Annotated in this window: 27 protein-coding genes; 12 read left to right on the top strand and 15 right to left on the bottom strand. The window is 64.7% G+C overall.

The window, feature by feature from the left end; genetic code table 11:
- Positions 1-29: 29 nt before the first annotated feature.
- Positions 30-596: a DUF1700 domain-containing protein gene (locus NKH05_RS18530; protein ID WP_023718133.1), complete on the bottom strand. Its 567-nt coding sequence runs from the start codon at positions 594-596 to the stop codon at positions 30-32.
- A complete protein-coding gene (locus NKH05_RS18525; protein ID WP_023718132.1) occupies positions 593-919 on the bottom strand; it encodes a PadR family transcriptional regulator in 327 nt (108 codons plus the stop codon). Before NKH05_RS18525 ends, NKH05_RS18530 begins: the two co-directional genes overlap by 4 nt.
- Positions 920-1,377: 458 nt before the next feature.
- On the opposite strand from NKH05_RS18525, the gene NKH05_RS18520 reads away from it, so the two are divergent.
- The 5 genes from NKH05_RS18520 (at position 1,378) to NKH05_RS18500 (ending at position 3,195) form a co-directional block, all read left to right on the top strand.
- Complete coding sequence (locus NKH05_RS18520; protein WP_023718130.1) at positions 1,378-1,632, top strand: hypothetical protein; 255 nt, start codon at positions 1,378-1,380, stop codon at positions 1,630-1,632.
- Entirely contained in the window at positions 1,629-1,937 is a 309-nt protein-coding gene (locus NKH05_RS18515; protein WP_023675703.1) for a hypothetical protein, read from the top strand. The genes NKH05_RS18520 and NKH05_RS18515 overlap by 4 nt, the downstream gene beginning before the upstream one ends.
- Before the next feature lie 11 nt (positions 1,938-1,948).
- Positions 1,949-2,131 carry a DUF3606 domain-containing protein gene (locus NKH05_RS18510; protein ID WP_023675702.1) on the top strand — a complete coding sequence of 61 codons (183 nt, stop codon included), beginning with the start codon at positions 1,949-1,951 and terminating at the stop codon, positions 2,129-2,131.
- Between the two features lie 226 nt (positions 2,132-2,357).
- Positions 2,358-2,540 carry a hypothetical protein gene (locus tag NKH05_RS18505; RefSeq protein ID WP_352638122.1) on the top strand — a complete coding sequence of 61 codons (183 nt, stop codon included), beginning with the start codon at positions 2,358-2,360 and terminating at the stop codon, positions 2,538-2,540.
- Between the two features lie 43 nt (positions 2,541-2,583).
- Positions 2,584-3,195 (top strand): hypothetical protein, encoded by a 612-nt coding sequence (locus NKH05_RS18500; protein ID WP_352965380.1) that lies wholly within the window; start codon positions 2,584-2,586, stop codon positions 3,193-3,195.
- A 15-nt stretch (positions 3,196-3,210) separates the two neighbouring features.
- Here the strand turns inward: NKH05_RS18500 and NKH05_RS18495 are convergent, their stop codons facing one another.
- Positions 3,211-4,116, bottom strand: coding sequence for a S1C family serine protease (locus tag NKH05_RS18495; RefSeq protein ID WP_023718127.1), 906 nt, complete (start codon positions 4,114-4,116; stop codon positions 3,211-3,213).
- Between the two features lie 304 nt (positions 4,117-4,420).
- On the opposite strand from NKH05_RS18495, the gene yghU reads away from it, so the two are divergent.
- Complete coding sequence (gene yghU / locus NKH05_RS18490) at positions 4,421-5,308, top strand: glutathione-dependent disulfide-bond oxidoreductase (protein WP_353025861.1); 888 nt, start codon at positions 4,421-4,423, stop codon at positions 5,306-5,308.
- Here yghU and NKH05_RS18485 read toward each other — a convergent pair.
- The 3 genes from NKH05_RS18485 to NKH05_RS18475 form a co-directional block, all read right to left on the bottom strand.
- Positions 5,305-5,538, bottom strand: coding sequence for a hypothetical protein (locus NKH05_RS18485; RefSeq protein WP_353025859.1), 234 nt, complete (start codon positions 5,536-5,538; stop codon positions 5,305-5,307). The genes yghU and NKH05_RS18485 overlap by 4 nt on opposite strands.
- Positions 5,535-6,098 (bottom strand): hypothetical protein, encoded by a 564-nt coding sequence (locus NKH05_RS18480; protein ID WP_353025858.1) that lies wholly within the window; start codon positions 6,096-6,098, stop codon positions 5,535-5,537. The genes NKH05_RS18485 and NKH05_RS18480 overlap by 4 nt, the downstream gene beginning before the upstream one ends.
- 377 nt (positions 6,099-6,475) lie before the next feature.
- On the bottom strand, positions 6,476-7,630 hold the full coding sequence (locus tag NKH05_RS18475; protein WP_502896979.1) for a KamA family radical SAM protein: 1,155 nt from the start codon (positions 7,628-7,630) through the stop codon (positions 6,476-6,478).
- A 424-nt stretch (positions 7,631-8,054) separates the two neighbouring features.
- Between NKH05_RS18475 and NKH05_RS18470 the strand changes: the two genes are divergently transcribed.
- A complete protein-coding gene (locus NKH05_RS18470) occupies positions 8,055-8,486 on the top strand; it encodes an SAM-dependent methyltransferase (RefSeq protein ID WP_352496066.1) in 432 nt (143 codons plus the stop codon).
- A 50-nt stretch (positions 8,487-8,536) separates the two neighbouring features.
- Here NKH05_RS18470 and NKH05_RS18465 read toward each other — a convergent pair whose 3' ends face one another.
- The 3 genes from NKH05_RS18465 to NKH05_RS18455 form a co-directional block, all read right to left on the bottom strand.
- On the bottom strand, positions 8,537-10,159 hold the full coding sequence (locus NKH05_RS18465) for an ABC-F family ATP-binding cassette domain-containing protein (RefSeq protein ID WP_353025856.1): 1,623 nt from the start codon (positions 10,157-10,159) through the stop codon (positions 8,537-8,539).
- Between the two features lie 162 nt (positions 10,160-10,321).
- Entirely contained in the window at positions 10,322-10,873 is a 552-nt protein-coding gene (locus tag NKH05_RS18460; RefSeq protein ID WP_352481631.1) for an isochorismatase family protein, read from the bottom strand.
- A 159-nt stretch (positions 10,874-11,032) separates the two neighbouring features.
- Complete coding sequence (locus NKH05_RS18455) at positions 11,033-11,938, bottom strand: LysR family transcriptional regulator (RefSeq protein ID WP_352788736.1); 906 nt, start codon at positions 11,936-11,938, stop codon at positions 11,033-11,035.
- Positions 11,939-12,038: 100 nt separating this feature from the next.
- Here NKH05_RS18455 and NKH05_RS18450 point away from each other — a divergent pair, with 100 nt between their 5' ends.
- The 3 genes from NKH05_RS18450 (at position 12,039) to NKH05_RS18440 (ending at position 13,579) form a co-directional block, all read left to right on the top strand.
- A complete protein-coding gene (locus tag NKH05_RS18450; protein ID WP_352857451.1) occupies positions 12,039-12,779 on the top strand; it encodes an SDR family oxidoreductase in 741 nt (246 codons plus the stop codon).
- Between the two features lie 34 nt (positions 12,780-12,813).
- Positions 12,814-13,017, top strand: coding sequence for a tautomerase family protein (locus NKH05_RS18445; protein ID WP_292656388.1), 204 nt, complete (start codon positions 12,814-12,816; stop codon positions 13,015-13,017).
- A gap of 97 nt (positions 13,018-13,114) precedes the next feature.
- The gene (locus NKH05_RS18440) at positions 13,115-13,579 is read left to right on the top strand and encodes a GFA family protein (RefSeq protein WP_352481634.1); all 465 of its coding nucleotides are present in this window, start codon (positions 13,115-13,117) and stop codon (positions 13,577-13,579) included.
- Between the two features lie 39 nt (positions 13,580-13,618).
- Here the strand turns inward: NKH05_RS18440 and NKH05_RS18435 are convergent, their stop codons facing one another.
- From NKH05_RS18435 to NKH05_RS18410, 6 genes are all read right to left on the bottom strand, one after another.
- On the bottom strand, positions 13,619-14,389 hold the full coding sequence (locus tag NKH05_RS18435; RefSeq protein ID WP_352857450.1) for an exodeoxyribonuclease III: 771 nt from the start codon (positions 14,387-14,389) through the stop codon (positions 13,619-13,621).
- Positions 14,390-14,398: 9 nt separating this feature from the next.
- Positions 14,399-15,043: an alpha/beta hydrolase family protein gene (locus NKH05_RS18430; RefSeq protein WP_352481635.1), complete on the bottom strand. Its 645-nt coding sequence runs from the start codon at positions 15,041-15,043 to the stop codon at positions 14,399-14,401.
- Between the two features lie 214 nt (positions 15,044-15,257).
- On the bottom strand, positions 15,258-16,352 hold the full coding sequence (locus tag NKH05_RS18425) for a tetratricopeptide repeat protein (RefSeq protein ID WP_352844588.1): 1,095 nt from the start codon (positions 16,350-16,352) through the stop codon (positions 15,258-15,260).
- Positions 16,349-17,263, bottom strand: coding sequence for a non-homologous end joining protein Ku (gene ku, locus NKH05_RS18420; protein WP_023718114.1), 915 nt, complete (start codon positions 17,261-17,263; stop codon positions 16,349-16,351). The genes NKH05_RS18425 and ku overlap by 4 nt, the downstream gene beginning before the upstream one ends.
- Before the next feature lie 220 nt (positions 17,264-17,483).
- Complete coding sequence (gene ligD, locus NKH05_RS18415) at positions 17,484-19,970, bottom strand: DNA ligase D (protein WP_352857449.1); 2,487 nt, start codon at positions 19,968-19,970, stop codon at positions 17,484-17,486.
- Positions 19,971-20,125: 155 nt separating this feature from the next.
- On the bottom strand, positions 20,126-20,350 hold the full coding sequence (locus NKH05_RS18410) for a hypothetical protein (protein WP_023718112.1): 225 nt from the start codon (positions 20,348-20,350) through the stop codon (positions 20,126-20,128).
- A 185-nt stretch (positions 20,351-20,535) separates the two neighbouring features.
- Here NKH05_RS18410 and NKH05_RS18405 point away from each other — a divergent pair, with 185 nt between their 5' ends.
- Together NKH05_RS18405 and NKH05_RS18400 are read left to right on the top strand one after the other, a co-directional pair.
- Entirely contained in the window at positions 20,536-21,543 is a 1,008-nt protein-coding gene (locus tag NKH05_RS18405) for an aldo/keto reductase (protein ID WP_352857447.1), read from the top strand.
- A gap of 229 nt (positions 21,544-21,772) precedes the next feature.
- On the top strand, positions 21,773-22,723 hold the full coding sequence (locus NKH05_RS18400) for a substrate-binding domain-containing protein (RefSeq protein ID WP_023718110.1): 951 nt from the start codon (positions 21,773-21,775) through the stop codon (positions 22,721-22,723).
- Positions 22,724-22,812 lie beyond the last annotated feature (89 nt).

Raw genomic sequence — 22,812 nt, 5'->3', positions numbered from 1 at the left:
GTGATGACAAATTGCGATCTTGGCACCGCTCAAGCCTGGTTGCGGTCCGGGTGGGTCAGACGGGAATGCATCCGGGCATAGCGCCCGAAGACCTGTATGCCGGCGCTCGACCCCAGCAACAGCAGGGCGCCGCCGCCGAGGAACCCGCACACCAGTCCGGCGCCGATGAAGACGCGGCCAAGCATCGCCGTGAGCGTGCCGCCGGGCTCGAACAGCAGCGTGGTCAGAATGATCTTGATGCCCAGCGCACCGATGGCGACAAGCGTGATGCCAAGGCCGAGCGCAAGCACGACCGCGGTGATGAGCAGCGGCAGCAGGAAGACGATGTCGACGAAGGCAAGGCCGGCAAGCGCGAACGTCGCCGCCAACATGTTCGACACGCTCCAATGAGTTTCAAAACGGCGCAGCCCAGCTTCGGCGCGGAGTTCGCGGGCAAGCCTGGCCGGGTCACCCAGGGCCGCCGCGACCTCCGCTTCGCTGCGGCCCGAGGCATCGGCGAAATGGGCGGCGTAGTCGCCAATAATATCCTCGATCTCCTGAGTTGGCAGGCCGGCGAGCCCCAGTCTCAATTTTCGCAGGAAGGCATCCCTGGTCATGGCAAATCCTCAAGAAGTTTGTCGACTGCGCCCGCGAGCGAGCGCCAGTCGCGGCGATGAGCTTCGAAAGCCTGCTGGCCGAGCGGCGTGAGCCGGTAATATTTGCGCGGCGGCCCGCTGCTCGACTCGACGATGCGGGTGGCGACGAGGCCGTCATTCTGCATCCGCCGCATCAGCGGATAGATCGTGCCTTCTCCCATGTTCACAGCGGCGACCAGCGTGCTGGCGATCTCGTAGCCATAGCTTTCGCCCCGCGACAGCACGGCCAGGACGCACAACTCGAGAGCGCCTTTTCGCAACTGCACCTGGATCGAGTCGGTCATGCGTAACTTCCAATTCAATGGCTGTATATAACACGCTACCTGTTTATGCAAGGTAGCGATTGGTAGCTCGCCAGGCTAAGCGGACAATGGAGATTGGCTTTGAAAACCGCTTGTCTGTTTGACGCAGTTCCGGACGGAAAACCGCCGACACTTTTCTGGAACCGCTTTAGCGGACTTCCACTCCAGCGCAGCGCCGCGCTGGTAGGCGTTGCCTGACGCGTCCTTCTGCCGTTCGGCATCGCTTTTGCGCTTCGGGCAATCCTCGTAATTGTGGTCGCGCCCACCGCAGTAGGAGCAGCATTTTGCCGGCGCGTCGGAGCGAAGCATCGTTGGCATGCACAAGAATGCACGAAAACCCGACAGATTGCTAAGGCTGCGGCACCGGCAAGGTCGATTTCGCCACGGAACCGCTGCCGTCGCATGAAAGTTATCTGCTCATTGCAACCGGAGCACAGGACATGGCCGACGACCAGAACCGCTACGAGACCGGAGCGAGGAAATATCCGGCAAAGACGAGCCCCGACGCGGCCGACGAATTCTCGCAGGATGCGGCCGGCAACAAGCCACCTCCCGGCGGCATGGGATTGACCAGGCCGGCTGACGATTTCGACGACAAGACCCGGCATTCGGAGGGCCAGAACCCGCCGCGCGCAGCGATCCGTCCAGACGGCAAGGCTACCGTCAAGAAGCCCGGCAAGGACGCAAGACGATGAACGTCGCCAATCTCCAGCTCGAAGGACTGATGATGGCAATCGCGGCCGTCAACAACGCGCTGGTCCACAAGGGCCTGTTATCGGTCGACGAAGTCGACATGGCGTTGCGCCGGGCCGAGGCGGCGATGACCAGCGACGAGCGTCTCTATGAAGACATGTCGCCGTCCAACCGCGACGCCGTCTGCTTTCCGCTCAGGCTGCTGCAGGCGGCCAACAATGCCCAGGGCGAAACCGGCGTGCCGTCCTTTGCCGAACTGGCCAGGATGGTCGGCCGGACCAAGGAGCCCTATAACGACCAGATGTGATGGAGGACGCCATGGCCGACGACAAATCCAAGACCAAGCAGGATCGCAAACTGGTCTCCGGCGAAGAGCCATACGAGGTCGCTGCGTTTGCCCGCAAATACGGCATACCGCAAAGCGAGGCCGCGACCATTATCAAGCGTTACGGCCCCTCGAGGAGGAAGCTCGACGCGCATATGGCGAGCCGCAACGCGTGATCCACGTTGGCGGCCGGCGCCGTTCACGCCAGAAGCGTCCCTGCCCTGCCGCCTTGTCGAGAGATCCGCCCCGCCGGGCGGCCCGCCGTGTGTCGGGCTCGCCGCTGCGGGATTCAACGCCTGGTTTTGAAAGCCGTGGAATACTCTCGCGGCGCAACAACTCATTTACCTCGACACTGTACCAGTCCGGTGAGCAAAGCCGGGGGGTCGGATGCAGGAACAACTATTGCGTTACGAATGTGTCATGGAGCCGAACGGACGATGGATGGTGTGGGACATCGTTCACGATCTGCCGGCGCAATTTTCGCAAATCGCGCTGATCGGCCTGAGCCGTCGTGAAGCGGTTTCGCTCTGCCGGCTGCTCAACGAGACGAGCCGTTCCGAGACGCGGCAGAGCCGGGCCTCATAAGAAGCGCTTGCGTCTCAGGCCTGCCCAAACTCGGGGGATTTACATGCGATCGACAATATTCGGTCTGGTCCTGTTGCTGCCGGCCGCCGCCCTGGCGGAGCCGATCGAGACCCAGAAGATCATCACGGCGGCGACCGGCGACTGGAACGGCGACGGCGCCGCCGATCTGGCGATGATAGTCGAGACCGAGCCCGGCCATCCCATGGACCTGCATTTGTTCCTCAGGGACCGCGACGGCGATTTTCTCAGACCTGCCGGGGTCGTGCATGAACAGATTTACGGTGAATGGAAGAACTACGACCGGCCGGGCCCCGCCACATCCGACACCGAGCCCGAACTCACCGCGCTCCCCAACGGCTCGATCAAGCTCTATATTCCGGCGATGGAGATCGGCAGCGAGCGGACCAACAAGACGCTGACGCTCGCCTGGCGCAACGGCACGTTCGTCGTCGCCGGTTTCGCCTACGAATATTGGGATTACATGGACGACAATGTTGCCGGCGACTGCGACTACAATGTGCTGACCGGCAAGGGCAAAAGCAGCAAGAAGCTGGCGGACGGCACCACCAGGCACGCGACCGTATCGGTCGAAGGCAAGGTCATCCCGTTCGCGGAGTGGACCCCAGGCACTGGCTTCAGCGCTTGCGGAGCGTGAGAGGTTTCGGTTGCCTCACTGCAGCGGCGGCTTCCACAGCAGGCTGTTGCGATCGGCGGATTTGACGCGCAGCCAGGTTTCGCGGCCGTCGCGCAGCACGCGGATCGGGATCTCGGCGCCCGCCGGGCCGCTCTTCCACAGCTTGCGATAAAAATCGGCGAGCCCGTCGACCGCCGCGTCGCGGACATCCGAGATGACGTCGCCCTGGCGTAGGCCCGCCTGGGCGGCCGGGCCGCCCTCGGCGACGCTCATCACCACGACCTTGCCGTCGCTCTCGGCCGAAAACGCGCCGAGCCACGGCCGCGGCGGCCTGGCGACCTGGCCGCGCGTCAGGAGATCGTCGAGGATGGGCGGCAGCAGATCGATCGGCACCACCATGTTGATGTCGGCGACCTCACCGTTGCGGCTCATCTGCAGGCGCAGCGAACCGATGCCGAGCAGCCTGCCATCAGCGCCGATGAGGCCGGCGCCGCCCCATGAGGGGTGGGCCGGCGCCGTGAAGATCGCTTCGTCGAGCAGATATTCCCAATAGCCGGCGAATTCCTGCTTGGTGACGATCTGCGCCCGCACCGAGCGGCCGACGCCGTCGGCGAGCACGACGGGATCGCCGATCTTCGCCCTGGACGCATCACCGAGCGCAATGGCGGGCAGTCCGAGCGGCGCCAGCGCCTGCACCAGGCCGAAGCCCGATTCCTGATCGTAGGCAAGCGCATGGGCGGGCACCACGCGGCCGTCCTGGTCGGCCAGCCAGACCTCCTCGGCCTCGGTGATGAGATAGCCGATGGTGAGCACCAACCCGTCGCCGCGGATGACCACGCCGCTGCCTTCGCGGCGGGTGCCCAGCGCGTCTGCCGTGAAGGCGTCTTCGGGGACGGTGGCGCGGACGGCCACGATGGATCGCAAAAGGGGCTCGATATTCATGGTTTGGTTCCTGGCAATGTTCGCAGGCTGATATGAGGTTCGCAGGCCGATATGGGCTATAGGTATGGCACAGGTGACCAGGCGCAAGAGGCGGCGCCGGCTTTGGTGTGGACCGGCGCCTCGCCGTTGGCGCCGGGGTTTTGCAACAGCGCCGGCCGCCCTATCTGTACCTACGGCTATCCGAAGCTGTCCTATGCAAAGTTCCGCCTCCATCACCCAAGTTGATACCCTGAGATCCTCCCCCAATCCTCCCGAACCCCAATCCTTCCAATCCCCAATCCTTCCAATCCAAAGGCCTCCCGACATGAACGACTACACAACGGACCAATATACGCCGCCAAAAGTCTGGACCTGGAACAAGCCAAATGGCGGCGCTTTCGCCAACATCAACCGGCCGATCGCCGGCCCGACGCATGACAAGGAACTGCCGGTCGGCAAGCATCCGCTGCAGCTTTATTCGCTGGCGACGCCGAACGGCGTCAAGGTGACGATCATGCTGGAGGAGCTTCTGGCGCTCGGCCACAGCGGCGCCGAATACGACGCCTGGCCGATCAGGATCAATGACGGCGACCAGTTCGGCAGCGGCTTCGTCGAGGTCAACCCCAACTCCAAGATCCCGGCCATGATGGACCGCAGCGGCGAAAAGCCGATCCGCATCTTCGAATCCGGTTCGATCCTGCTCTATCTCGCCGAAAAATTCGGCGAATTCCTGCCGACAGAGCAGCCGGCTCGTGCCGAAACCCTGTCATGGCTGTTCTGGCAGATTGGGTCGGCGCCCTATCTCGGCGGCGGCTTCGGCCATTTCTATGCCTATGCGCCGATGAAGATCGAATATGCCATCGACCGCTTCGCCATGGAGACCAAGCGGCAGATGGACGTGCTTGACCGGCGCCTGGCCGAAAGCGAGTATTTAGGCGGCAGCGACTACACGATTGCCGACATCGCGGTGTGGCCCTGGTATGGCGGGCTGGCCAAGGGCCGCATGTATGATGATTCCGGCGAGTTCCTGAAGGTGGAAGAGTACAAGAACGTGCAGCGCTGGGCCGACGCCATCGACGCCCGGCCGGCGGTCAAGCGCGGCCGCATGGTCAACCGCACCTTCGGCGAGCCTTCGATGCAGCTGCACGAGCGCCATGACGCCAGCGACTTCGAGACGAAGACGCAAGACAAGCTCGAGGCGGCCAAAAGCTAAGCGGACGACGCGCCGATCTCCCCCCTCGTGGGGGAGATTGGCAGCTTCGGCTGGCTCGCCTCCACCGCCGCCATCCACAGCCGGTCGATATCGGCCAGGAATTTCTCGTCGAGCTTGTCGAGGTGCTTCCAGTACATGCCGTCCTCGAAGAAATAGCCGAGTTCCTTCTCGATCCTGTCGGCCTCCTCCGCCTGATCGAGTTGCAGGCCGGCAAGCATCTCCGCCTTCATTTCCGAAAGCTGCGAGAAGACAGCGCGCCGAGCTCGTCGAGCGTCAGCCGCGGGAAGATCAGCCGGCTGCGCGGCAGGTCGGATAGGTTGACGCACAGGCACCCGCGCCGGAGCGCATGGATGAGCAGGCGGGCCGACTTCGCCTCGAGGTTGCGCAGCGTGACGTCGTTGCGCAAAGGGTCGGCGCGGCCGACGCCGTAAAAATGCGTATTGCCGGGCTGGTCGTAGATCATGTCGCAGCCAAGGAATGCCAGCACGTCGGGCTTCTGGCTGTGGATCGTCCAGTAGGCCGCCGTCATCGACATGGTGCCGCCGGCATAGACGAAGCCGCCAAAGCTGTTTTGCGCCGGAACGTAATGCGAGGCGCTGAAGATCTGCGCCTGCTGCAGGGGATCGCCTTGCGGCATCCGCTCCGCCGGGAAATCGCCGGCATGGACGAGGAAATCCCAGTCGGGGCGCACGCGCCAGGCATTGTTGATGGCGACGATCTTGCCGAAGGCCTGCTTGGGCCAGGCCGCGCAGCGCACCACATCGGGGGCGCTGCCGATCAGCAGAATCACGTTTGGCGTTCCGTCGATCACCATACCCCCTCTCGACCGACCGAAATGCATCTCAAGGCCGCCCGGTTGAACGGCTTTATAGCCTCAACGCCGCATCGAAACACCAGCCGGATTTAGGCTGACATCAACAAAAGGGAGCTTTGCCAGCCGGTTGTAAAGTGTGGCCTCAGGCACCGTCGTACAAGCAGGAGGCAGGTTTTCCCGCTAGCCCAAAACCGACGATATGAGTTGGGCGATATATATTAGTTGACTAAACTAGCGGAACGTCCAATGCACATTCCCAGAACCGAACATGTCCTGTCTAGACCATGATATCTATATGGGACATTACTACATAAGCTGAACGCGACCTCGACGGTTCGGTGGCTGCGCGTCCCCTACTCCCCAGCAACCTCCCTGTACGCCCTCACAACCCCATCAAGCCCACGTATCTGCCACGTCTCCCCGTCCCGCGCCTCGAGATAGGACCGGCCGAGCGGCACTTTCCCTCCGCCGTCCGGCAGGTCCAGCACATAGACGGGGTTGCAGATGCCCGACAGGCGCGCACGCAAGGCGCTGACCAGCGCCTGGCCCTCGGCGATCGTGGTGCGCCGGTGCGCCATGCCGCGCGCGAGATCGCCGTGGTGCAGGTAATAGGGTTTGACGCCAAGGCGGTACATCAGCTCGCGGCACAGCTCTTCCAGCACCTCGACCGTGTCGTTCACGCCTTTCAGCAGAACGCTCTGGTTCAGCAGCACGAAGCCGCCCTGCCTTAAAGTACGGCAGGCCCGCTCGGTCGCCTCGGTGATCTCGCGCGGATGGTTGAAATGGGTGACGACCGTGACCATCAGCCGGCCCTGCAAGGCTTGAACCAGCCCGCCGGTGACGCGCGAGGGCAGCGCCACGGGCACGCGGGTGTGGATGCGCAACAGCCGCACATGCTGGATCGCCTCGACGCGGGCGCGGATTTCCGTCAGCGCCTTGTCCGGCAGGGAGAGCGGATCGCCGCCGGTCAGAATCACCTCGCGGATTTCCGGATGGGACTCGATGTAGGCGAACGCCGGCTCCAGCGCCTCGCGCGAAAAACCCCGGCCGATCGAGGTCAGCGACTCCTTGCGAAAGCAGAACCGGCAATAGACCGCGCATTGATAGGTCGGGAACAGCAGAACCCGGTCGGCATGGCGATGCGTCAATCTCGGCACCGGACTGAAGGCGTGGTCGGCGATCGGATCGTCGAGCTCGCCCTCCTGCTCCGTCAGTTCATTGGGCGACGGGATGACCTGAAGCCGTATCGGATCGGCCGGGTCGCTCCAGTCGATCAGGTCGAGATAGGCCTTGGGAATGCGAACCTTGTGACGCATGGCCGCGGCTTCGGCCGCCGCGCGCTCGGCAGGCGACAGCGGCAGGGAATCCAGATCGCCTATGTGCCGCACGCCCTCGCGAACATCGTCCTGCCATGCGGCATCCGCCTCGTCGGCACGCTCGTCATCGGCTGTCATGCCGGCCGCATCGACGGCCATGCTGGCGTCGGGGATGTCGGGATGTGAGGTCATGGAGGCTCCTTGAATTCGGGCTGGGTACAGCATTGGAGCCACGACTTGAAGGCAATAAGCGGTGTTGGGCCGGTTGGAGTGCGCGGCCAGGAGGCGGCGGCCGTCCACTGATCAGAAACCAACGTCCCGCCCGCTGACGCATAACATTAGCTTGCTCTTATATTAGCTTGAGCGTATACACATAAACGGCCGGTAATCTACCCCCCACCGGTTAGGCTCGGCGCCAGTCCCTCCCTACCCCTCAGGTCAACGACGCCGGGCCGCTCGGCCGCCGCAATTGAGGCGACCGACCAGTTCTCTTCGATGTTGATCATGTCCCTCCTCGACCCGGCAGCTGGGTGAATGCATCGGCGATGTCCGCGTCTCTTCCCGTCGCCGGCCGCGGTCGCTAATCTCGGATCGCGAAAAAGCTGGAGAACAGGGAATGGCGAACGACTTGTCGCCAAGGCTTTTGGCGATCATCAACGCGCTGCCTTTGCGGCCGGGCATGCGCGTGCTGGAGATCGGCTGCGGACCAGGTGCTGCGGCGCGCGAGATCGCGCGCCGGATCGGCGGCGGGCATGTGCTGGCGATCGATCGCTCCGCCAAGGCCATCGCACAGGCCGGAGCCGCCTCGCGCGCCGAGATTGCGGCAGGCCGGTTGAGTCTTCGGCAGGTCGCGATCGAAGATTTCGAGTTGGAGGCCGACGAGAAGCGCTTCGACATTGCCGTTGCGGTGCGCGTCGGCGCGCTGGACGGTCGTCATCCCGAAGCGGGAAAAATCGCCCTGCAACGGCTCGGCGCTGTGTTGACCGCGCAAGGCCGGCTGTTCATCGACGGCGGCGATCCGCTGCGCGAAATTGCGATACACGGCTGAACAGCTCGTGCTTAGCCTCAGGAATCGAGCGGCAGAGCTGGGTCCGCGCCTCAGCTCCTCAACCCCGGCGCCTCCTGCCCGGTGCGCTCGACATACTCCGTATAGCCGCCGCCGTAGGTATGGATCCCCTCGGGCGTCAGTTCCAGCACCCGGTTCGACAGCGCCGCCAGGAAATGCCGGTCATGCGAGACGAACAGCATGGTCCCCTCGTACTGCGACAGTGCCGTGATCAGCATCTCCTTGGTGGCGATGTCGAGGTGGTTGGTCGGCTCGTCCAGCACCAGCAAATTGGGCGGATCGAACAGCATCAGTGCCATCACCAGCCGCGCCTTCTCGCCGCCCGACAGCACGCGGCATTTCTTCTCGATCTCGTCGCCGGAAAAGCCGAAGCAGCCGGCCAGCGCCCTGAGCGGCGCCTGGCCGGCCTGCGGAAACGCGTCTTCCAGCGTCTGGAACACGGTGCGCTCGCCCTCCAGCACTTCCATGGCGTGCTGGGCGAAATAGCCCATCTTGACGCTCGGGCCGCGCGCCACCGTGCCATTATCCGGCTCGGAAGCGCCAGCCACCAGCTTCAGCAGCGTCGACTTGCCGGCGCCGTTGATGCCCATCACGCACCAGCGCTCGCGGCGACGCACCTGAAAATCCAGCCCCTCGTAGATCGAGCGGCTGCCATAGCCCTTGTGCACGTTCTTCAGCGTCACCACGTCCTCGCCGCAGCGCGGCGCCGGCTGGAAATCGAACGACACTTTCTGGCGCCGCTTGGGCGGCTCGACCCGGTCGATCTTGTCCAGCTTCTTCACCCGGCTCTGCACCTGGGCGGCATGCGAGGCACGTGCCTTGAAGCGCTCGATGAAGGCGATCTCCTTGGCCAGCATCGCCTGCTGGCGCTCGAACTGCGCCTGCTGCTGCCGATCGGCAATCGCCCGCTGCTGCTGGTAGAATTCGTAGTTGCCGGAGTAAGCGGTCAGCGAACCGCCGTCGATCTCGACCACCTTGTTGACGATGCGGTTCATGAACTCGCGGTCGTGCGAGGTCATCAGCAGCGCGCCGTCATAGTTCTTCAGGAACTGCTCCAGCCAGATCAGGCTTTCCAGGTCGAGATGGTTGCTCGGCTCGTCGAGCAGCATGGCGTCGGGCCGCATCAAAAGTATCCTGGCCAGCGCGACGCGCATCTTCCAGCCGCCGGAGAGTTTCCCGACGTCGCCGTCCATCATCTCCTGGCTGAAGCCGAGCCCGTCCAGCACCTCGCGAGCCCGCCCATCCAGCGCATAGCCGTCGAGCTCCTCGAAGCGGTGCTGCGCCTCGCCGTAGCGGGCGATGATCTCGTCCATCTCACCGGCGCGATCGGGGTCGCCCATGGCGTGCTCGAGCTCGCGCATCTCGGCCGCCACTTCGCTCACCGGCCCGGCGCCGTCCATCACTTCGGCAACGGCGCTGCGGCCTTCCATGTCGCCGACATCCTGGCTGAAATAGCCGATGGTGACGCCGCGATCGACGGAGACCTGGCCCTCGTCGGGCTGCTCCTCGCCGTTGATCATGCGAAACAGCGTCGTCTTGCCGGCGCCGTTAGGCCCGACCAGCCCGACCTTCTCGCCCTTCTGCAACGCGGCGGAGGCTTCGATGAAGACGATCTGCCGGCCGTTCTGCTTGCTGATGCTTTCGAGACGAATCATGGTTTTCCGGGAAAGGCCAAAGGAGCGTTCCCGCGCCAATACGCGATAGGCCGCGCTTGCGGAAGCCCGCAAGTGGTGAGGTGCCCCGCGCCAAATTGTCTGAACCCGCCAGTTTCTTCCCGGCTGGATCAGGCTTTGACGGCGTAGGGATGAGCCGGCGGATCAGCTATCGGTCAGGGCTTTTGTCGTCACCAGTTTAACCCCGGTGGCGGCAAATGCCGCATTGTGCCGGGCGATGATCTCCGCGGCCGTCTCGCTGGCGGCGTCGAGCGTGCTGTGGGCGTCGGAAACCACCGTGACGCCCAGGCCCGCTGCAAAGGCGCCCTTCACCGTGGCCGCCACGCAGAAATCGGTCTGCGCGCCGATGAGAACGACCTCGCCGGCGCCCTGCCCGGCCACCCATTCTGCAAGGGCTGCATTGCTGAACGCATCGCCGACACGCTTGGCGAAAGTCGGCTCGTCCTCGGCCTGGCCAAGCGCCGGCCACACCGGCCAGCCCGGCTCACCCGGCGCCAGAGGATCGCCCTGCGGGCCGTCGTGCCTGATGAAAGCGACCTTGCGCCCGCTGCGCCGTGCCCATTCGATCAGCGCGCGGGTCCGGGCAACCATGCCGTCGGCATCATGGATCGGCGGCTCGGCAACGCCGTCGAACATGCCGGTCTGAAGGTCGATCACGATGAGCGGTGCGGTGGCCGCGGGGCTGGTCCCTGACATGGATGCGAGCATAGCGTGGGTGGTAGGTGGGTCAAGGATGCTCGGCGCCGCCGTTGAAGCCGCCGATCTCCCCCCTCGTGGGGGAGATGTCCGGCAGGACAGAGGGGGGCGTGAAGTATCGCGGCCCTTCGCAAAGTAGCCCGGCGGCCCCGGTGCATTTCACACCCGGCCCGATGTCCCATCCTCGCCAAAAATCCCGGTCACCCAGTCGATGAACACGCGTACCCGCGGCGCGAGCTGGCGGTTCTGCGGGTAGAGCGCCGACAGCGGTGTCGGCGACGGCGGGTACTCCGGCAGCACTTCGACAAGCGTGCCGCGTGCGAAATCCCCGGCGAAGCGGTAATGCGGCGCCTGCACTAGGCCGAAGCCAAGGCGCGCCAGCTCCGCCATCGTGTCGGAGCCGTTGACCGTCACCCGGTTGGGCAGGCCGACATAGCGCAACGCGCCGCCGACGGTGAATTCGAGCGGCATGACCTCACCGGTTCGCGACGAGCGGAAGCCGACCATAAGATGGCCTTCGAGACCGTCGGGGGTTGCCGGCATGCCGTGCTTTTCGAGATAGGCGGGGCTGGCGCATGTGACTTCGCGCAATGTTGCCACCCGCCGAACGATCATGCCGCTGTCGGCCTGTTCGCCGGAACGCAGCACGCAGTCGATGCCCTCGCGCACCAGATCGACCAGCCGGTCGCCGTCGCCGATATGCAGGTCGATCCCGGGGTAGCGGTCGAGGAACTCGGAGAGCCGCGGCAGGATGAAATGACGGGCCATGAAGCCGTGCACGTCGATCCTCAAAAGGCCCTGCGGCTGCGCCGATTGAAAGCCGGCCTCGGCATCCTCGACATCGGCAAGGATGGCGAGGCAGCGCTGGTAATAGGCCTGGCCGTCCAACGTCGGGGTGACATGGCGCGTGGTGCGTTCGAGCAGCCTCACCCCCAGCCGCGCCTCTAGGTCCTTGATCGCCTCGGTGGCGGTCGATCGCGACATCGAGAGATCGGCGGCAGCCGCGGTGAAGCTGCCGCGCTCGATCACACGGGCAAGCAGGCGCATCCGGTCGAGACTGTCCATCGCCATTGTTCGCCATATCCGAATGGTGTTGGCAAGTCCCGAGCGATTATCCCGCAGGATTTATCGCCTATTTTCAGCCGACAAGAATTGGAGAGCTGACATGACTGCGCGGAATGGAAAGGTGGCGTTGGTGACCGGCGCCTCGAAGGGTATCGGTGCCGAAATTGCCAGGCGCCTGGCACGCAACGGCTTTTCGGTCGTCGTCAACTATGCCAGAGGCGCAGAAGCCGCCGAAGGCGTGGTGCGCGAGATCGAGGCGGCAGGCGGCACGGCGATCGCAGTTCAAGCCGATGTCGGTGATCCCAAGGGGGTCGCGCATCTGTTCGACGCAGCCGAGCAGGCCTTTGGCGGCCTCGACGTGCTGGTCAACAATGCCGGCATCATGAAGCTCGCGCCGATCGCGCAGACGGACGACGCCGGTTTCGAGCAACAGGTCGCGGTGAACCTCGGCGGCGTCTTCCGCGGCATGCGCGAGGCCGCAAGGCGGCTGCGCGAGGGCGGCCGCATCATCAGCTTCTCGTCCAGCGTGGTCGGGCTCTACCAGCCGAGCTACGGTGTCTACGCTGCCACCAAGGCCGGCGTCGAGGCGATGACGCATGTGCTGGCCAAGGAACTCGGGCCGCGCGGCATCACCGTCAATGCCGTGGCGCCGGGGCCGGTGGCCACCGATCTGTTCCTCGGCGGCAAGTCCGAGGCACTGGTCGAGACGATCACCAGGATGATCCCGCTCGGGCGGCTCGGCCAGCCCGCCGACATCGCCGGCGTGGTGTCGTTCCTCGCCGGACCGGACAGCGGCTGGGTCAACGGCCAGGTGCTGCGCGCCAATGGTGGCACGGTCTGACTTTACCTCCAACAGCCAACAGGAAATCGACATCATGCCGTTTGCAAATTTCAAGGTGCCTGAGCGCGCGCTGTCCGCCGGACAAAAGGAAGACCTGGTCCACAAGACCACAGCCCTGTTCGTCGAGATGTTCGGCGAAGGCGTGCGCCCCTACACGATGGTGCTGATCGAGGAGGTCGCCGATGGCGGCTACGGCCGCGCCGACGTGGTGTTCACGATTCCTGGGGGAAGGACGTGAAGCTGCCGATCTCCTCCCTTCTGGGACCCTCAAGGGTGAGATTGCAGCTTGGCGGTCGCGCGCTAGATCGCTGGCAGAGGCTAAGGCGAGGCCAGCGATGGACGATTGGAAGCTACCTTGGGACGGCGGTTGCTTGTGCGGTGGAATACGCTTTCGCATCAGCGCGCCGCCCTTGCTGACGACGGCGTGTCACTGCACCGGCTGCCAGAAGCTGAGCGCCAGCGCGTATTCCCTGACCATCGCCGTGCCCAGCGACGGTTTCGCCATAACGCAAGGCGAGCCGGTGGTCGGCGGCCTGCACGGCCCGCACCGGCAGCTCTATTGCCCGCACTGCAAGAACTGGATGTTCACGCGTCCGCATGGCCTGGATTTCCTTGTCAACGTGCGCGCGACCATGCTGGACGAGCACCATTGGTACGTGCCCTTCGTCGAAGTCTTCACTTCGGAAAAGCTGCCCTGGGCTTCGACCGCCGCTACCTACAGTTTCGCTACTCAGCCCGACCTTGAGGGATACGCCCCTTTGATCGAGGCGTTCGCCCGCGAAGCGGCGCGGCCAACCTGACTGGTTGCCGCCCGGAAAGGCGGCGCCAGCTTTCGTGCCTCACTTCAACTCCAGCCAGACCGGCGCGTGGTCGCTGGCGCCGACCTCGCCGCGCACGTCGCGGTCGATGCCCGCCGCTACTAGCCGGCGCGACAGCTTCTTGCCGAGCAAGATATGGTCGAGCCGCAGGCCGGCATCGCGCGGCCAGCGATTGCGGCGATAGTCCCAGAATGTGTAGAGCGTCTCCGTCGGGTGCTTCTTGCGCAGCGCATCAAGCCAGCCCTGGTCGAGCAGCCGCTGGAACGATGCCCGGCTTTCCGGCTGCACCAGCGCGTTGTCGTCATAGGAGCGGGTCGGGTAGATGTCGCGCGGCTCGGGCACGATGTTGTAGTCGCCGGCCAGCACCACCGGCAGGCCGGTGTCGAGCAACTGCGCCGCATGCGTCTCCAGCCTTTCGTGCCAGGCCAGCTTGTACTGGAATTTCGGGCCGGGCTGCGGATTGCCGTTCGGCGCGTAGAGGCAGGCGACGAGGATGCCGTTGACCGCCGCTTCGATGTAGCGCGCCTGCTGGTCGCCGTCGTCGCCGGGCAGCGCCTCGCGGGTCAGCACCGGCTCCGAGCCACGCGAAAGGATGGCGACGCCGTTCCAGGTCGGCTGCCCGACCCACACCGCCCCGTAGCCGGCCGCCGCAAGCGCGGTGCGCGGAAACTGCGTCTGCCTGGCCTTGAGCTCCTGCAGGCAGGCGATGTCGGGTTTGGCGGCGGCCAGCCATGCGAGCAGGTTTGGCAGCCGGCCGTTGATGTTGTTGACGTTGAAGGTGGCGATCTTCATCGGCCTGCTTCAGCGCACGATCCGTTCGGTCCACGCCTTCACTGCATCAGCCAGCGTCTTCAGATGATCGGCGGTGGAGAAGCCGGAGATGTTTTTGCGCGGCTTCAGATCATGGTCGCCGTCTTCCAGCCAGAAGATCTCGATTGCGTCGGACAGAGCATAGGTCGCGACCTCGTCTTTGGTCCCGAACTCGTCGCGCGTGCCCTGGAAGACCAATGTCGGCGTCTTGAGGTCGGCGAGGTGTTTTGTCCGAAGCTGCGTCGGTTTGTCCGGCGGATGGAAGGGATAGCCGAGACACAGCAGCCCTGAAATCTCGCCCTTTGAAAACATCTCGTCGGCGATCATCGAAGCGACGCGTCCGCCCATCGACTTGCCGCCGATGATGAGCGGACCCTTCACGCCCTTCGCCCTGAGATCGGCGATTGCCTTGATATATTCCGGGTTAACCGTCTCGGCGCGCGGCGGCGGCTTGCGATGGCCGTAGCGGCGGGCCGCCATGTAGTGGAACTCGAAGCGCGCAACGCGGAAGCCGGCCTCGGCCAGCGCTTTTGCCGTCGCGGTCATCGAGGGCGAATCCATCGGCGCCCCGGCGCCATGGGCGAGCAGGATGGTGATTGGGGCGGTGTCGGGGCCGTCGAAGAGGAAGGTCGTCATGGGGTGGCCCGCAGATGAAGGCCGAGTTCCTTCGCACCCCCCTCTGGCCTGCCGGCCATCTCCCCCGCAAGGGGGGAGATTGGATGTCGCCATCGCTTTCGCCAATCACCAACGTTGGAAGGCGGGCGGTAAGGAGAAGCTGCCGATCTCCCCCCTTGCGGGGGAGATGTCCGGCAGGACAGAGGGGGGTGTTCAAGCGCGACCAAATGAAGCCCTAACCCGCCGACATCCGCGCCAGCTGCAAATCGACGAACTGGATACCCTTGGCCGCCATACGTGCCCATTCGGAATCCGCGTCGAGTTCGAGGTAGCGCGCCCAGTTCCGCCGCGCTTCGGCTAGATTGCCGGCGTCGAACTCCAGCCTCGCAAGGTTGAACACCGCATCGGCGTACTTCGCATCTAGCGAAATCGCCTTCAGCAGATGCCGCCGAGCCGACGCCACCCGCCCCTCTTCGCTCATCAGCCCGGCAAGATTGAACCATGCCTCGACGAACACCGGGTCGCACTTGATGGCGCGGGCATAGTCGTGCGCCGCCTCGGCCGCGTGGCCGGAGGCGCGCAGGCAGTTGGCGCGGTTGAAGGCGGCGATGGCATCGCTCGGGTCGATGGCTAGGCAGCGCTGGTAGAGTGCCGCGGCCTGCTCGTGGTCTTCAGCCCCTTCCGCCGCCTCGGCATCGGCGAACAGCTCTTCCAGCGTGTCGTCATCCTGCGTTCCCAGATCGAACAGCAGCTGGCCGTTGACTTCGCTCTGGCCGCCCTCGAGATAGATCGCGTCGGCCCGCCCGTGCTGCGAGCCGACATTCAGCGATTTGGCGGTGAGCGAGGCGATCGGGCCGGAGCGATGCACCGACCGCACGATCGCCCCCCATGAGGCGCCGCCGGCGACCAGCCCGGCATATTTGCGGGCGAGGATCAGGTCGCGGAAGGAATACGGTTCGCAATCATGCTCGAAGGCGTCGAACAGCGACAAAAGGTCGAGATCGGCGCCGGTCAGCCGCGACTGATCGATCAGCGACTGCCGCGACAGCGTCGAGGCTTCCGGTGCCTTCATCAACCCGAGCAGCCGCAGGAAGCCGTTCTCGCTGACCAGCCTGCGCCCGGCTGCACGTTCCGCAGCGACGCGGCGCTCGATCTCGATGTCGCCGGCCCTGGCGAGCAACATGCGGCCCAACACGACATGCGTGGTGCGCCGAGTGACGCCGCGCCGCAACTGGCCGTGCTGGCGCGCGACCTCGCGCGCCGCCAGCCTGAGCGGAAAGGCCGCCAGCGCGCCGACGATGCCGAAGACCGTGCCGGCAAGAGCCGTCACGCCTTGCTCTTGCCGACGGCTTTGAGAAGGTTCGCCTTGAGCGGGTTTTCCTTGGCCGCGCCAGCGCCGGCCTTGGCGGATTTCGCCGCAGGCTTGGCTGTTTCATCGGCCTTGCTCTTCGACTTGGCCGGTGGCTTGGCCGACTGCGACAGGCTCGCCTTCAGCGCATCCATGAGATTGATGACGTTGCCGCGCTCAGGTGCCGCCGCGATGATAGGCTTGTGGCCCTTGAGCTTCTCGCGGATCATCGTCATCAACGCGATCTCGTAGCGGTCCTCGTAATTCTTCGGGTCGAAGGTGGTTTCCTTCTGCTTGATCAGCGCTTCGGCTAATTGCAGCATTTCCGGATCGGGGTTTCCGGCCGGGATATTGCCGAAATATTCAGCCGTGCCACGCACTTCGTTCGGATTCCTCAAGGTGCAGACGAACATGCCGTTCTCGCGCGCGCCGATCGTCACCACGCGCTCGCGGCTGGACAGCACGAGGCGGGCGATCGCCAGCTTGCCGGATTTGCGCATCGCTTCGCGCAACACGGCAAAGGTCTCCTCGGCCATTGCGCCATCCGGCGCCAGGTAATAGGGCGCGTCCTGGTAGATGACGTCGACCGAACGCTCGTCGACAAAGGCCTCGATGTTCATCGTATGGTTGGATTCGATGCGCACCGCGTCGAGATCGGTATCGTCGATGATGATGTATTGCTTGTCCTCGTATTCGTAGCCCTTGACCAGGTCCGAACGCTCGACCAACCCGAGTTCAGGGTCGACCGGCTTCATGTTGATGCGGTTGTGCGTCTTCTTGTGCAGCTGGTTGAAGCTGATGCGCTCGCTGGCACTGGTCGCCGGATAGAGCCGGACCGGACAGCTGACCAGACTGAGCTTGAGGTAACCTTTCCAACTTGCCCTGGGCGCCATGAAATACTCCTACGCGGCCTTGTGCTGTCGAACTGTTCGCAGCGCTGTTTCGTCCGGAGGACGAATGCGGCTGCCGAAATCCTACATTGCCCCTTACAATACCGGCAAATCCCTAGCGAAATCTTCCTCCGCTGGGAGCCGCCTGCAGGCAAGAGGTCCGTGGCGAAGAATAATTCAAATTTTCCGGAGCGTCGATGGAGTCTGGGCCGCGCTCGCAGAACTACGTCGCGGTGCCTATCGCCGGCAAATCCCTGGCGAAATCTTCCATGTCGGCCCAAGGGTCGCCTGACGTCGCCAGAAGGCCCGGCAGCGAGGAATAATTCAGATCCTGCGGAGCATCGATGGATTCCAGATCGCTCCAGCTGACCGGCGTCGAGGCCGGCAAATTGGTGCGGGCGCGCAGTGAATAGGGAGCCGCCGAGGTGTGGCCGCGCGCATTGCGGTGAAAATCGATGAAGATGCGCCGCTTGCGGTTGTCCTTGCCCATGGTGGTGGTGAAAGTGTCGGGCGCGGTGGCGGCAAGATGCGTGGAGATGGCGCTGGTCGCCTGGTGCAGTTTCTTCCAGTTCTGCTTTTGCGTCACCGGCACGGTGATGTGGATGCCGTGCCCCCCGGAGGTCTTGGCGAACGGCACCAGCCCTAGCGCTTCCAGCTCGCCCTTAATGTGCACCGCCGCCTCAACCACCTCGCGCCAGGCGATCCCTTCGCCCGGGTCGAGGTCGAAAACGATCAGGTCCGGCTTGTCGAGCCGCGTGCGATGGGTGCCCCAAGTGTGGAACTCGACGACGCCGAACTGCGCCAGAGCCAGATAGCCCTTGGCGTCTTCCACCGAGAGATAGGATTTGGTCTCGCCCTCCGAATTCGTCGCCTCGAAGGTCGCCACCGAGGAAGGCATGCCGGTGAAGGCGTGGCGCTGGAAGAAACAGTCCTGCGGCTTGCCGGTCGGGCAGCGCACCAGCGAGACCGGCCGGCCGAGAATGTGCGGCAGCATGAAATCGCCGACCAGCGCGTAATAGACGGCGATGTCGAGCTTGGTCGGGCCGGTCTTGCCGAACAGCCGCCGCGTCGGGTTGGTCACCCAGATTGTGGCGAGGTCGGCCTCGGCGATCAGCCGCTTGCGCTTGGCCGAAACCGGCGTCGACAGGCCGACGTCACGCAGGCCGCGGAACACGGCATGGCGCAGCGCATTGTCGGTGGTCCGGTTGGCGTAATGGATATGCGCCGAAAGCAGCGGCCGCACCCAGTTCATCTCGCGCATGATCTCGCGCGGAACGCCCTCGGGCGCGGATGCACCGGCCCGCAACGGCTCCAGCCGCGCCAGCAATTCGCCTGCGGTCGCGGCATCGAAGCCGGTGCCGACCTTGCCGCGATAGTGCAGCTCGCCGTCTTCGAATTCGCCGAGGCCAAGTGCAGCGAGTCCCTCGGCCGCGTCGGAGACGGTGTAGCCAGCGATGACAAAGTCGCCGGTCTGGAGCGCCTTGGTCTTGGTCCAGGTTTTGGTGCGGCCGCTCTGGTAGATCGCCGTGGCGCGTTTCGACACCACACCCTCCAGCCCCATCTCGGATGCCCGGTCATAGAGCGCCTGGCCGTCGCCTTCGACATGATCGCTGAGCTGGATGGCGGAGTTGGCGCCGAGACCGGACAGAAGTTGCGAAAGCAGCGCCTTGCGCCGCCGAAGCGGCGCTTTTGTCAGGTCCCAGCCGTCGAGATAGACGAGGTCGAAAGCGTAGAAGTGGAGCTTGTTGCCGGCGCCTTCGGCCAGCGCGTCCTGCAGAAGGGCAAAGCGGCTGATGCCCTTGGCGTCGAGCGCGACGACCTCGCCGTCGATGATCGCCTCCCGGCACGGCAGCCTGGCGAAGGCAAGCGGCAGGTCGCCATAGCGCTTCGTCCAGTCGAGGCCGGCGCGGGTGATCAGCCTGACCGCACCGTCGGCCAGGTGCGCCATGGTGCGGTAGCCGTCGAACTTGATCTCGTGCAGCCATTCCTCCCCAGTATCCTCACCGTCCGGCGGCTTGGCCACGGAGGTCGCCAGCTGCGGCTCGATCCGGGAAGGCGGGGGCGCCTTGACGGCGCCCGGCAAAGCGCCGGGTTTCAGCACCACCGGCTTGGCAGGTTTGGCGGCAGGCTTCGGCGGTGCCACCAGTTCCTCAATACGACGGCCGGATTTGACGCTTTCCGGCCGGGCTTCCAGTATGTCGAGCGTGGCATCGGCGGCGAGATCGCGCTCCTTGAACAGCAGCCAGTTCTTCTTGCCCTCATCCTCGCCGGGCTTCGGTTTCAGCCGCGTCAGCATCCAGCCGCCATTGAGCTTCTCGCCGGCGAGCCGGAACTTGAAGGAGCCGGTGCGCAGGCTCTTTTCGACATCGTCCATCGGCGCCCAGACGCCGGTGTCCCAGACGATCATCGGTCCGCCGCCATATTCGCCTTCGGGAATGACGCCCTCGAAATCGATATATTCGAGCGGATGGTCCTCGGTCTCGACCGCCAGCCTTTTGTCGGCCGGGTTCAGCGACGGGCCGCGCGGCACCGCCCAGCTCTTCAGCACGTCGCCGACCTGCAGGCGCAAATCATAGTGATCGGCGGTGGCGTGGTGCTTGTGGACGACGAAGCGGTTGCCTTCACCGGCAGCCAGGCCACCGGCCGGTTCCGGCGTCCTCGTGAACTCGCGCTTGGCGCGATAGGCCTTGAGCTTCGAAGGAGCTGGCATGGACTAGGCGTAGGTGGTGGGCAAAAGCAACGAGCGCAGCATCAAAATCCCATCGCAGCGGCGCTCCAATGTCACGGCATGGATCCCAGGGTCTCCGCGACGTCGCTTCGCTCCTGCTCCGCCCTGGGATGACGAAGGATGGGAGGTCACGCCGCTCAATCGTCGGTGGCCGGCGTCAATTCGAGCTCGGCCGGCGACAGGCCCTGCTGCAGCTGGCTGAGCCGGAATTCGTCGACCCAATAGGCCTCGCCGTCGACCAGCACCCGCGCACTGTAGCCGCCGGCGGAAAAACGCTGCGCGGTGATGTAGACCTTGTGGCGGTCGAGCGCCTTGCGCACCGCGGCGCGCTTGGATTTCTGGCTGGTGACGGAACTGGCCATGCTGGTTACTCACGCACAAAGCCGCAAGGCGGCATGCCTAAGGATGGCCGAGAGCGGGTCGGCTGTCAATTTGGCGGCCGCTGCGAGCCCTCGCGCGGTGGCGTCTCTCGCTCTGTGGAAACCGAGCCGGCGCGCTATATTGAACGTGGCGGCTTGGAACGCGATGCTGACCTGGAGAACTTCACATGACGTTGACGACACGCAAACTCGGCGGCCAGGGGCTGCAGGTTTCCATGATCGGCCTCGGCTGCATGGGCATGAGCCAGTCCTACGGCCCGGCCGACGAGGCGGAATCGACCGCCACGCTGCACCGCGCCATCGAACTCGGCTGCACCTTCCTCGACACTGCGGAAGTCTATGGGCCGCACGCTAACGAGGAACTGCTCGGCCGCGCGCTGCAGGGCCGGCGCGATGTGGTGACGATCGCGACGAAATTCGGCTTTCGCATCGAAAACGGCAAGCAAGTCGGCACCGAGCGCGACAGCCGGCCGGAGCATATCCGCGAGGCTGTCGAAGGTTCGCTGAGGAGGCTAGCCAGCGACCACGTCGACCTCCTCTATCAGCACCGCATCGATCCGGCGGTACCGATCGAGGAGGTGGCGGGTGCTGTCGGCGAGCTGATTGCTCAGGGCAAGGTCCGCTTCTTCGGCCTCTCGGAGGCCGGCGCCGCCAATATCCGCCGGGCGCATGCCGTGCATCCGGTGTCGGCAGTGCAGAGCGAATACTCGCTGTGGGAGCGCAATCTCGAGCCGGAAATCATTCCCCTGCTGAAGGAGCTCGGCATCGGCCTGGTGCCGTTCTCGCCGCTCGGCCGCGGTTTTCTCACCGGCGATGTCAGGCGCGCCGAAGACTATCCAGAGGGCGATTACCGGCGCGGCGATCCGCGCTACCAGGGCGCCAACTATGACGCCAACATGCAGGCGGCAGCCACGGTACTCGACATCGCCGCGGCCAAGCGCGTCAAGCCAGGCCAGATCGCGCTGGCCTGGCTGCTCCACAAGGGGAGCGACTTCGGCATCGACATCGTGCCGATCCCCGGCACCAAGCGCAGAAAATATCTCGAGGAGAACGTCGCCGCGGCTTCGATCAGGCTCGACGCCGCCGAGATGCAGGTGCTCGACGACGCGCTGGCGCCGGGCAAGGTCGCCGGTCCGCGCTACGGCGAGCGCACCATGGTGATGATCGATCGGTAGGTCTTGCCTTCTCCCGTTCTTGCGCAAAGCTCCGGCCTTGGCTAGCATCCGCCGGCAGGCACCGAGCGGAGGAGAACGTCGCGGTGGACCGGCTGGAGCGCCGTTGCGTCCCTTCAAACACGAGTTGGGCGCTCGAAGGACACTCCATTTTTGAATCGACGCAAGGAACCTTCCGGAAAACCCATTCCGGTTTCGGGGTCGTGCGCTCATCTGGGAGGAGACTAAATTGATCAACAGACGTGAATTCCTGCTGTCGACCGCGGCGATGGGCGCCTTGGCGCTGGCCGCTCCGCAATTGGCTTTCGCCCAGGACAAGCTGACCATCCTCGGTTCGGTGCCGAGCCTCGGCTTTCCGTTCTTCGTGCACATGCTGAACCAGATCAAGGCTGAGGCGCAGGCGCAAGGCGTCAACCTGGTCGAGAGCGACGGCCAGAATTCGGCGCCCAAGCAGACCGCCGACATCGAGGCGGCACTGGTGCAAAAGGTCAACGCCATCGTCATCTCGCCGCTCGACGTCAACGCGCTGGCCCCAGCCATCGAGGAAGCGGTGAAGGCCGGCGTTCCCGTCGTCACTATCGACCGCCGCGTCGAGGGCGTCGAAGGCATCCTCGCCCATGTCGGCGCCGACAATGTCAAGGGCGGCGAGGCCGAAGCACAGGCCATGGTGGCGGCGTTCCCGAACGGCGCCAAGATCTTCCATCTGCAGGGCCAGCCCGGTGCCGGCCCGGCGATCGACCGCAACAAGGGTGTGCACAACGTCCTTGATCCCATGAAGGACAAGTACCAGATCATCTTCGAGCAGACCGCCAACTTCGCCCGCGCCGAGGCGCTGTCCGTCACCGAGGCCGGCCTTGCCGCCAACGGCAAGCCCGACGCGATCATCTGCGCCAATGACGACATGGCGCTTGGCGCGGTTGAAGCCTGCGCGGCGCGCAACTTCACCGACGTCAAGATCTACGGCTTCGACGCGCTTCCCGAAGCGTTGGTCGCTGTGCGCGACGGCAAGCTGGCCGGCACGGTCGAGCAATTCCCCGGCGAGCAGTCGCGCACCGCCGTGCAGATCGCGGTCGCCTACGCCAGGGACAAGACCGAGCCGAAGGAAAAGCTGGTGCTTTTGACGCCGATCGTCATCGGCAAGGACAATCTCGACAAGGCGGAGAGGCTGGGCGAGACGAAGTAGGCGAAGCCGGCGGGACAGCACCCCCCTCTGGCCTGCCGGCCATCTCCCCCTTCAAGGGGGAGATTGGATGTTACCCGGGCTTTCGCTAA

This window comes from Mesorhizobium sp. M1399, from assembly GCF_040317735.1.
Lineage (GTDB): Bacteria > Pseudomonadota > Alphaproteobacteria > Rhizobiales > Rhizobiaceae > Mesorhizobium.
Note: the sequence above shows the minus strand (reverse complement) of the source record. Positions and strands in the feature narration are given on the sequence as shown.